The sequence below is a fragment of the Bacillota bacterium genome, assembly GCA_023511835.1.
Lineage (GTDB): Bacteria > Bacillota > Sulfobacillia > JAIMAT01 > JAIMAT01 > JAIMAT01.
On the sequence record JAIMAT010000138.1, the window covers coordinates 1 to 3,254 of the forward strand.

Here is a 3,254-nt window from a genome sequence, read left to right on the forward strand (position 1 = left end):
GCGCGGTGGTGGTGGCGGGCGTGGGCACGGCCGAGCTTCGCGCCGGGCCCGGGCTCTACCCCGGCAGCCCGGCGCCGGGCGCCGAGGGCAACGTGGCCATCGCCGCCCACCGGACCACCTACGGCGCCTGGTTCCGGAACCTGGACCGGCTGCGGCCCGGCGACACCATCCGCCTGCTGGTGGGCGGGAAGAGCTACGTCTACCGCGTGGAGCGGAGCTGGACGGTCCGCCCCGACGCCGTCTGGGTGCTGGCGCCCACCACCTATCCGGCGCTGACGCTGACCACCTGCACTCCGCCCGGATCGGCCGCCTTCCGCCTGGTGGTCCGCGCCCGTCTTACCAGCCGGCCGTGACCGTGATCTCCACCGAGGCCTGGATCCGGCCGCCCCAGGCGCTCCCGGTCACGGGGCGGTCGCCCCGGTTCTCGGCCACGTAGGCGGCGACGGCGAAGCCCCGGCCGGCGGAGGCCGAGAAGGTGGGGTCGACCGGGATCCAGCCGCTGCCCGGCAGCCAGAACTCGGCCCACTCGTGGCGGACGACCGAGCGGAAGGCGCCCGCCGCCGGCCGCCCGGCGGCGTCCAGGAGGAGCTCGCCGTTGACGATCCGCGCCGGCACCCCGGCGGCGCGCGCGAGCGCCACGAAGAGGCGGGCGAACTCGGTGCAGGTGCCGCTTCCTGCGAGCCAGCCGGCCAGCGCCCCCTGCCCCGCCGCCGGCGAGGCCGGATCGTAGCGCAGCGCGTCGTGGACGTAGCGGAGGATGCGCGCCGCACGGGCCGCCTCGTCGCCGGCCCCCTCCGTCAGCCGCCCGGCCAGCGCCAGGAGGCGCGGGTCGGAGGCTTCGACGCCCGGCTCGGCCGCCAGGTCGGCCGCGGAGGGCGGCTCCCCCGCCCAGGCGCCGGCGGCGTGGAGCGTCAGGCGGTAGCGCTGGACCAGGTCGAGGCTCGATCCTCCCGCCACCTGCACGTCGTAGGAAGCGGACCGCGCCCCGGAGGCCTCCTCCTCCACCGCCCCCGCGCCCGGAAGCCACTCCTGCCCCACGCTCTGGTAGGCGTCCAGGCCGGAAGAGAGAAGCGGCACCTGGAGTTGCACGCGGGCGCCCGAGGCGGCCGCGTTGCGCAGGTGGACCCGGACGGTGAGGGTAACCTGGCGGGCGGCCGCCGCCGACGTCCGCGCCGCCGCCCCGGCGGCCGCAAAGCTTCCCGCCGCCCTCGCGGCGGCGACGGGCGCCGCCGTCGACGGCAGCGCCACCAGGCCGGCCAGCGCCAGGGCCAGCACGGCCGGGGAACGGAGTGCCGCTCGCGCGCGCATCGCACGCCTCCCCCGCTCCCCGCGAACCCGGGAAGGAGCAGACGAGAGGGGCGCGTCGAGCGGCTCCCGACTGCCCTTCGGCTTCGGCGGCCTGGCGACCCCCGCGCCGCGTGGGCGGCCGGGGGCCCATGGCTTTGCGTCCCCGCCTTGCGACGGGTTTGCCTTTTCGGGCCGGAGAGCGTCTCGGTCATCTTACGGGGGACGAAGCCGGACCGGGCGGCCCTCGCGGTCGAGCCCGCCCCGGGGTTCCCCGCCGTCCCCGCCATCGACCGGCGGTCCCCCCACTTTAGCGGCGCGGCTCGCCTCCGTTCAGCCCGTCCAGCCGGGGCGGCCCGCAGCCCGCACATGGCGGGAGATGAAAAGGCCCCGGAGGCCGGCCTTTGAGCCGGTCTCCGGGGCGGCACGCACCGGGGCGGAGCGATCCGCAGTCCTAGCCGGAGAGCGCCTCGCCCAGGCGGCGGAGCGCTTCGCGGTGCCAGCGGAAGTAGGTGGCGCGCGAGACGTTAAGATGTTCCGCCACGCGCTCGTGCGAGCCCACGCGCTCCACGTAGTAGAGCTGAAGGAGGCGACGCACCGGGACGACGTCACCCCCCTCCTCCAGCTCCGGAGAGCGCAGCGCGTCCAGGAGCCAGGAGCGGATCCAAGCCGGGCCGACGGCGCGGCGGTGGCGTTCCGCCAGCGCCCGGCCCAGCTCGCCCGCGGCCAGCCGCTCCGGCTCCCGGAGCGCCAGCAGCGCCTCGCGCGCCGCCTCCGCCCAGCGCTCCGGAGGCAGGAGCGGCGCGGGCTGCCCGAGGATCGCCCCGAGCCAGCCGGCGAAGCCCCTCCGGCCCAGGTCGAGGCGCCAAGCGGGGTCGGCACCGCGAGGGCCCGGCTCCGGCTCGAAGCCCAGGGCGGCCAGGAGCGGTCTCCCCCCGGGCGCGCGCAGCCGGGAGAGCGCCGGCGCCGTCACCCGCACCTCGACCCGTGTATGGAAGCCACCGGCCAGCTGGCGGAGGAGGAGGCCGAGGGCTCCCACCGCCCCCTCCGGCTCCCAGGCGTCGGTCACCTCCAGGACGGCCGGGCGGCGCGGGCCGGGCAGCGCCACCAGGCAGCCGGCCGGCCGGCCGCGCGCGTCCCGCACCTGCAGGCAGCGCCGCGGCGGGCGGGTGAGGGGGCAGGCGCCGGGACAGGCTTCCTCCAGCACCCGCCAGCCGGCGGACCGCTCGGCGGCCGGATGGAGCGCCGGATACCAGGCCGCCTCCTCCGCCAGCTCGGCGGCCAGCGGCCAGGCCGTCTCCGAGCGCCCCTGCCGCCCCGCGAAGGCCGCCCGCTCCAGCGCGTGCGCGAGGAGTCGGCGCCGCCAACGCGCCTCCGCCCAGGGGCGCTGGCGCCGCACCAGGGCGCGCAGGCGCGCGCGCAGCGACTCCGGCAGGCGCAAGACGCCCCCCGGCGCCGGCAGCGCCACCGGCTCCAGCACCGGCCAGGCGGCCTCCGCCGCCGTCTCGCCCACCGCCGCGCGCAGGCTGGGACGGTCGAAGAAGGGCGGCAGCGAGGCGGCGGCCACCGCCTCGTCCAGCGCCGCACCCCCCGCCCGCCAAGCGGTGCGCTGTGTGCGCGGGTGGAGCCAGCGCTCCACGAGAAAGCCGTCCAGCTCCTCCTCGTCTCCCGCCTCCGCCGGCACCCCCCCGCGGCCGTCGCCGGCGGACCTCCCCGCGGCCAGGTGCTGGGCGAGGCGGACCAGGAGGCCGGGATGGCCGCCGCTGACCGCGCGGAGCGCCCGCGCCGCGGCGGGACCGCCCGCGCCCAGCCGCGCCAGGAGGAGCGCCGCCTCCTCCTCGTCCAGCGGCTCGAGGCGCAGCTCGCGCAGGGTGAGGAACCAGCCGGCGCGCCCCGGCCAGAGCTCGGCGGGCGGCCGGCGACCGGCGAGCACGGCGCAGGTCCCCGGCCCCAGCCGCTCCAGGAAGCGC

General features: G+C 78.9%; 3 protein-coding genes and 1 riboswitch. Of the genes, 1 reads left to right on the forward strand and 2 read right to left on the reverse strand.

The window, feature by feature from the left end; translation table 11 throughout:
* Window positions 1–353 (forward strand): class E sortase (locus K6U79_11395; GenBank protein MCL6522957.1); only part of this gene is annotated, 353 nt, incomplete at its 5' end.
* Here the strand turns inward: K6U79_11395 and K6U79_11400 are convergent.
* Entirely contained in the window at window positions 337–1,308 is a 972-nt protein-coding gene (locus tag K6U79_11400) for a transglutaminase-like domain-containing protein (GenBank protein ID MCL6522958.1), read from the reverse strand. The two genes, K6U79_11395 and K6U79_11400, sit on opposite strands and share 17 nt — an antisense overlap.
* Window positions 1,309–1,390: 82 nt before the next feature.
* Window positions 1,391–1,481, reverse strand: a riboswitch (cyclic di-GMP riboswitch).
* A 257-nt stretch (window positions 1,482–1,738) separates the two neighbouring features.
* A partial coding sequence (locus K6U79_11405; GenBank protein MCL6522959.1) for a DUF1492 domain-containing protein occupies window positions 1,739–3,254 on the reverse strand: 1,516 nt, incomplete at its 5' end.

What these genes read in the sequence shown, in the direction of transcription:
- K6U79_11400 (MCL6522958.1), bottom strand. Translation starts at nt 1,308, where the DNA reads ATGCGCGCGCGAGCGGCACTCCGTTCCCCGGCCGTGCTGGCCCTGGCG.